This window comes from Streptomyces sp. NPDC006655 (assembly GCF_040703965.1).
Lineage (GTDB): Bacteria > Actinomycetota > Actinomycetes > Streptomycetales > Streptomycetaceae > Streptomyces.
Window position 1 is genome coordinate 1 of sequence record NZ_JBEYJU010000201.1, and the last position, 6381, is coordinate 6381.

The following is a 6381-nucleotide window of genomic DNA, read 5'->3' on the forward strand; positions in this document are numbered from 1 at the left end:
CACTCCAAGCCTTCGACATCACCTTCGACGGCCGGCTCACCGCCGGACGCCACTGAACAAGACCGACCGAGTTCCACCGTTCGCTACACAGACCCCATACCGGGTCGCGCGGCGTCCTGCTCCGGTCCTAGCAGGGTGCCGGCGGCGACCAGGTCCGCCAGGTCCTCGCGGCGGCAGACCTGGTCGACCTGGCCGGGGGCAACGTACCGTCGGAGTTTTGTGTTCAGGTCGGTGAGCAGCTTGTGGTCCGGACCACAAGCGCAGTCACGTTCGCCTTTTCGCCGATCACTGCGCCCGATTGCGGTCGGTGGGTCGACGGCCGTCCACGATGCCGGTGCGCACTACGAAGTTCGTCGTCGGATCGGGTGCGTCGGCCGTGTTCGGTATGGTTCCGGAGTGCTGGCTGTCTGGTCGGTGCCTTCCTGGGGGGATGACGAGACGAGGGACATGCCGGAACAAGCGAGCCCGCCTGTGATAGCACCAAGCGGGCCTGTGGCCGTGTCGGTCGAGGCGGCGCGGATGGCGGCGGTGCGCCGTTACGACATTCTCGACACTCCGCCGGACGGCGCCTATGACCGCGTTGCGGCGCTGGCCGCGCGGCTGTTCGAGGTGCCGGTGGCGACGGTGACGATCGTGGACGAGGACCGGATCTGGTTCAAGGCCGCGCACGGGCTGGAAGGCGTCAGCGAGATCGGCCGGGACCCGGGCCTGTGTGCCTCGGCGGTGCTGCGTGATGACACCACCGTCATCCCCGATACGTTGCTGGACCCGGTCGCCTGCTCCAACCCGCTGGTCGCCGGCCCGATGGGGGTACGGTTCTACGCCGCCGCTCCGATCATCACAGCCGACGGGCACCGCCTGGGCACGGTCAACATCCTCGATACCCGCCCCCGCGAGATCAGCGAGGCCGATGCCTCCGCCCTCACAGACCTGGCCGCGGTAGTGCGTGACCAGCTCGAGCTGCGGCTGTCGGCACTGAACGCGGTACGCGCCGAGCAGGAGCGCCGCAAGATCGAGCAGGAGAAGCGCCAGGCGGAGGAAGAGGCCCGCCAGCGTGCCGAGCGGGACAAGGCGGCCATCGCCGCGTTCGCCTCCACCCTGCAGCGCACCCTGGTGCCCCCGGCACTGCCCGCGGTACCGGGCCTGGAGCTGGCCTGCCATTACAAGACCGCCTCCCCGCAGGAAGTGGGCGGTGACTTCTACGACGTCTTCCCCGTGGGCGGGGGCCGGTGGGCGTTCTTCCTGGGCGATGTGTGCGGCAAGGGCGCCGAAGCCGCCTCGATCACCTCACTGACCCGCTACACGCTGCGGGCTGCAGCTCTCGTCGACGCGGACCCCACGGCTGCGCTCAAGGCCCTGAACACCGCGCTGTTGCTGGACGCGGCGGTCGGTACCCGCTTTTGCACGGCTGTCTTCGGCCTGCTCGATCCGGCCCGGGATGGCGGTTTCACGGTCACGCTGGCCACCGGCGGTCACCCGCCCGCCTACCACCTCAGCCCCGTCGAGGGGGGTGGCGTCCGGGTGGAGGCGGCCCGCGCCAAGGGCGGCATGTTGGTCGGCGCGTTCGCCGAAGCCGCTTTCGCCTCACGCACCCTGCACCTGGCACCCGGCGAGGGACTGCTGCTGTACACCGACGGGCTGACCGAGGCCCGCACCGCCGACGGTGACATGCTCGCCGACACGGGCCTGACCGACTTCCTGGCCCAGCGGCCGGCGCCGGTCAGTGCCGGCGCCCTGATCGACGACACCGTCGCGCTCCTGGACACCCTCCCCGACACCGAACGCGACGACGTGGCCCTGCTGGCCCTGTCCGTCCCCACCCCCGATGCTGCTCCCGCCGGCATCACCACCACCGCCCACAGCGCCGCCGCCCCGACCGCCGACGTCTCCGTCGGGCAGGAGAACCCACGCCCATGACCGACGCATTCCACATCGACGTCCCGCACACCGACGGTGCCCTGGCCGTGATCGCCCTGGCCGGCGAGTTCGACATCGCCGCCGCACCCGCCGTACGGGCCCGCGCCCTGGAACTCATCGCGAACGGCCACCCTGACCTGGTCGCCGACCTCTCGGGCGTCACCTTCTGCGACTCCTCAGGACTGGGCGCCCTCGTCGGCATCTGGCGCTGTGCCAAGGACGCCGACGGCTCCCTGACCCTGGCGGCCATCCCCGACCGGCTGAGCCGCCTGCTCGGCGTCACCGGGATGGACACCTTCCTGCCCGCCTACCCCAGCGCCGACGCCGCGCTCGCCGCACGCCAAGGCAACCGCACCACCGCCTGAAACCCCTCGCTCGCAGGAGTGGTCAGCGCATGGCCGGCACGGGAGATCGGTCAGTCGCTGAGTGCTTGGCGGAGGGTTTCACGGCAGTCGATCACTGCGTCGACGCCGATGATCTGCAGGGTGCGCCTCACGGCTTCGGTGGGTGCGGCCAGATGTATCCAGCCGCCGGCCTCGGTGAGGGTGCGGTGGGCGGCGACGAAGATGTTGATGCCGGTGGAGTCCATGAAGGTGACCCGGCTCAGATCGATCACGATGCGGGGGCGGGGAGCGCCGGATGAGGCGTTCAGGGCCTGGCGGAGCGCCTGGCCGGTGTCATGGTCGATCTCACCCGCAAGGGTCAGCACGCGGATACCGTCGGTGGCGGCGGAGACGACCGAGAGCTGACCCGGCTGCTCAGCTTGTCCGGTGTCCGCCATCTCTCCCTCAGCCATGTCGGTGATCCTGGCACACCAGGACCTTCACCCAGCAGTGCTGCCCTGCACAGCCCGGGTAATGCCTTCCTGCCGGAGGCGTAAAGCGTGTACTACGCATGCGCGGGTACGCGCGGGGGTGTGAACGGGGTAAGAGAAGCGAGCCGTGAGGAAACCACCCGCGGTGGGTGAGGACAGCGCGGTACCGGATGAGCAAGCCCTTCAGACCACGGTGGCCCTGGAGGGCGACGGTACGTCCATCGCCCGTGCCCGCCACCTCGCTGTCGGCTTCCTCACCTGTGTGCAGGCGGAGTACGGCCTGCCGGTCTCGCAGCGGGCCATGGACCTCACCCAGCTGGCGGTCAGCGAGCTGGTCACCAACGCCCGCAAGTACGCGCCGGGCCCGGTACTGATGGACCTGCGCGTCGTCGGTGACGCGGTCGAGGTGGTGGTGTGGGACTGCGATCCGGTGCTGCCGGTGGCGAGGGCCGCCGACGAGGGACGGGTGGGCCAGCACGGTCTGGAGATCGTCATGGCCGTCGCCCAGGGCTTCGCAGCGCAGCGGGAGCCGGTCGGCAAGCGCATCACCGCCCGCATCGCCCTCCTGGACGACCCCGGCGGCGCCATCGCCGGACGCCCGCCCCTGTAGACGACGCGGGCCGCCCCCATCAGGACTGGGCGTGAGGCGGTGTGCCGGGCCAGCGCTGCGTGCAGTTCTCCGAGAAGGACATCGGGCAGCGCCGCGCCCTGACCGTGCTTGAGGACCTGTTCAGCGACCTCTGTCAGCTTGATGTTGGTGTGCTGGGAGACCTCCCGCAGCACCGTGAAGCCGTCGCACGGGGGGTATCTGTCCCAGGACGGTCAGGACGCCGATGGCCTGGTCGACGACGGCGTGCGAGGCCAGGGCGCCTGTTGCAGCTGCCGGTTCTGCGCCCGCAACCGTTCCAGCTCTTCCACCAGCTCATCGGCCGCCGCCGTGGACTGAGGGCGGGGAGGGACGGATGAGGCCAAGGCAATCACCGGGAAAGACAGCGGACAGGGGCACTCTCACACGCCCGCCCCGGTTCACTGTCAGCATCCATCCGATTCCAGCGCTCACTACGCGTGAGTCCCCCGGCAGCAGCTTTACGGAGGACACCCGCGGGGGGCTTGCTTCCCAACCCCACTGGGGACGAGTCACCACCTGCTCGCGGGGCAATCCCGCGCAGACGCCGAGCCTTGGGAGCAATGCGGCGCTGGGGTGGGTGGCCGAGGATCGATGCCCGTGCCGCCGCGCGGCCTTCCAGCCCTCGAGCCCGAACCGCGCCACGTTGCGTCTGACTGTTGCGCGAGCTCCCATGTGCAGAACCAGGCGTGTCGGCCGCCTGGATACACTGCCCCGTCGGGAGGAGCCTTTCCTCTGCCCGTGCCGGGACGGTCGGCAGGCGGCTCGATGTGAAGGAGTCCGAGCGTGGATGCCCCACATGCGGTGGGCGGGCCCGCCCCGGTGCCCGAGAGAGCCGCGATGGAGGTGAGCCCATTGCCCGGTCGTGCCGGGATACGAGCCCGCGGTGAGATCAGCGCCCTCACTCGCCCGTCTTGGGAGCAGGCCCTGTCCGAGCTGGCCCGGTGGCACGCGGGCGTGTCGTACGTGGAGCTGTCGGATGTGGCGTTCGTCGACGTGGCCGGGGTAACCGCGCTGGCGCTCACCGCCATGAACCTGCCCGACGGCAGGGTGGTGGTCGAGAATCCCCCGCCGCAGCTGCCGCGGGTTCTGGAGATGTTCTGGCCGGGCCTGGACCGGATCGAGGTGGCTCTGTGATGGGCACGGTGACCACCCACGAGGCGTTCGTGCACCCCGCCCTTTTCTACCGCACCGATCAGGAGTACACGCGGCAGACGGTGGCCTTCCTGCGCGAGGGCCTGACCAACGGCGAGCCGATGGCCGTGGCGGTGCCCGGCCCCAACCTGGAGCTGATCAAGGCAGGTCTGGGTGGGGACGCCGAGGGCATCCTGTTCCTGGACATGACCGAGGCCGGCCGCAACCCGGGGCGGATCATCCCCAAGGTGCTGCGCGGATTCGCCGACGCCCACCCGAAGGGGCGCGTGCGGATCATCGGCGAGCCGATCTGGGCCGGGCGTAGCGCGACGGAGTACCCGGCGTGCGCGCAGCACGAGGCGCTGATCAACGCCGCGTTCGAGGGCCGGGCGGTGACGATCCTGTGCCCCTACGACGAGGTGCGGCTGGATCCGCAGGTGATCGCCGATGCGAAGGTCACCCACCCGACCCTCATCAGCGGGGAGGGCCGTGAGTCGGTCAGCGACGTCTACGACTGGCAGGCGGTCGTCGACCGGTACAACGAGGCGCTTGCGCCTGCACCGGACGCCGTGGCCTTCGCCTACGGTGGTGAGGACCTTCCGGCGGCCCGCCGGTTCGCTCTCGCTCAGGCGACGCGGCTGGGCATGACCGGGGAGCGGCTGATGGATGTGGAGCTGGCGGTCGCGGAGCTGACGACCAACAGTGTGATCCACGGCGGAGGCCGCGGGACACTCGCCATCTGGGCCGAGCGCGGCCAGCTGGTGTGCGAGGTCCGTGACGCGGGCCGGCTGACCGATCCGCTGGCCGGCCGCCGCCCGCCGGAGCGCGGCCAGCTGGGCGGCCGGGGCCTGATGCTGGTCCACTACGTGGCCGACCTGGTGCGCGTACACACCGGCGACAACGGCACGACCGTGCGCTTCTACCTCAGCTTGTGACAGCGCGCGGGCGGCCACCTGTCCGGGTGGCCGCCCGCCCTGCTCGTCTCGCGGATCTTTATTTCTGCTCACCTCAATGAACATGCGTCTGGGCGAGCGGCGGTGGGCGTCAGTTCGCGGACCCAACATTGCTGAACCGGCTGCTGCACATCCATCCCATGAGGTCGAAGCCGCTCAGCATCGGGGTCAGTTCCTGAGCGCACCCGCACAAGCCGCATTGCCGCCTCCGGGGGTCTCTCCGCGACGTTCAGCGCGTGCTCCACATCGAGCAGGGGCGCGCCCTGCGGTGCCTCTTCGCAGTCCGGTGCGTGCAGGACATGGCAAAGGTTGTGTGGCGAGGTGTCGCGGGTGAGCGCCGTTCGACTGTTGCATGCGGCCGTTACCAAGATCCGCCTGGTGCGTTGGTCTGGCAGGCAGGCGCTCCCGTCCCGGTGGGTGACGCGTGCCGGACGCTGTCCGAACCCCGTAAGGAACAGAAATGAATAAAGGGTCCAGAGTTGCGGCTGTCGCGCTCCTTTCTCTCGGTGGCTTGAGCCTTCCGGCGTATAGCGCCTCAGCGTTCGCTCCGAGCGTCGACCCCGGTCCGGTCGGTGGCCAGCTCGGTCAACTCGCCAACCCCATCAGGCTTGTGGGGACGGTGACGGCCCCCGCGTTCTCTCAACTCCAGGGCATGGACATCAACGTGGGCAAGTTCCTCGGGTAGATCCTGGTCTCCGTCACCGAACGCCCAAGCGGCCCATCCGCGCCGCGTGTCCGTACCGCTTTTGGTGGACCCGTTCCGGAAGCCCGCCCATCGGGCAGCAGCTAAGGGCCGCGCGCTGGGCTGCTGCCGGTTCCGTCTCGCGGCCACCGGCCCGGGGAAGGGGCTCAGGCAACTGCGCGAACGGCCGAGCAGGACCGCGGCGCGGGGACTACAGACCGGAGCAGCCGTGCGGGCCCGACCTGTTGGCCGGGCC

Annotated in this window: 6 protein-coding genes and 1 pseudogene; 5 read left to right on the forward strand and 2 right to left on the reverse strand. The window is 70.1% G+C overall.

The genetic code is table 11. From position 1 onward, the window contains the following. Positions 1-492: 492 nt before the first annotated feature. Together AB0958_RS44235 and AB0958_RS44240 are read left to right on the forward strand one after the other, a co-directional pair. Entirely contained in the window at positions 493-1917 is a 1425-nt protein-coding gene (locus tag AB0958_RS44235) for a SpoIIE family protein phosphatase (protein WP_366896142.1), read from the forward strand. Continuing rightward, the gene (locus AB0958_RS44240) at positions 1914-2282 is read left to right on the forward strand and encodes an STAS domain-containing protein (RefSeq protein WP_366896143.1); all 369 of its coding nucleotides are present in this window, start codon (positions 1914-1916) and stop codon (positions 2280-2282) included. Before AB0958_RS44235 ends, AB0958_RS44240 begins: the two co-directional genes overlap by 4 nt. A 50-nt stretch (positions 2283-2332) precedes the next feature. Here the strand turns inward: AB0958_RS44240 and AB0958_RS44245 are convergent, their stop codons facing one another. Beyond that, positions 2333-2713 carry an STAS domain-containing protein gene (locus tag AB0958_RS44245; protein ID WP_366896144.1) on the reverse strand — a complete coding sequence of 127 codons (381 nt, stop codon included), beginning with the start codon at positions 2711-2713 and terminating at the stop codon, positions 2333-2335. A 145-nt stretch (positions 2714-2858) separates the two neighbouring features. On the opposite strand from AB0958_RS44245, the gene AB0958_RS44250 reads away from it, so the two are divergent. From AB0958_RS44250 to AB0958_RS44260, 3 genes are all read left to right on the forward strand, one after another. Continuing rightward, positions 2859-3341, forward strand: a complete 483-nt coding sequence (locus AB0958_RS44250) for an ATP-binding protein (protein ID WP_366896145.1) — start codon at positions 2859-2861, stop codon at positions 3339-3341. A gap of 855 nt (positions 3342-4196) precedes the next feature. Further along, positions 4197-4493 (forward strand): STAS domain-containing protein, encoded by a 297-nt coding sequence (locus tag AB0958_RS44255; protein WP_366896147.1) that lies wholly within the window; start codon positions 4197-4199, stop codon positions 4491-4493. Then, on the forward strand, positions 4493-5425 hold the full coding sequence (locus AB0958_RS44260) for an anti-sigma factor RsbA family regulatory protein (RefSeq protein WP_366896146.1): 933 nt from the start codon (positions 4493-4495) through the stop codon (positions 5423-5425). Before AB0958_RS44255 ends, AB0958_RS44260 begins: the two co-directional genes overlap by 1 nt. A gap of 109 nt (positions 5426-5534) precedes the next feature. On the opposite strand, the pseudogene AB0958_RS44265 reads toward AB0958_RS44260, so the two are convergent. Continuing rightward, positions 5535-5742 (reverse strand): annotated as a pseudogene (locus tag AB0958_RS44265) (DUF6233 domain-containing protein); the annotation flags it as partial. Positions 5743-6381 lie beyond the last annotated feature (639 nt).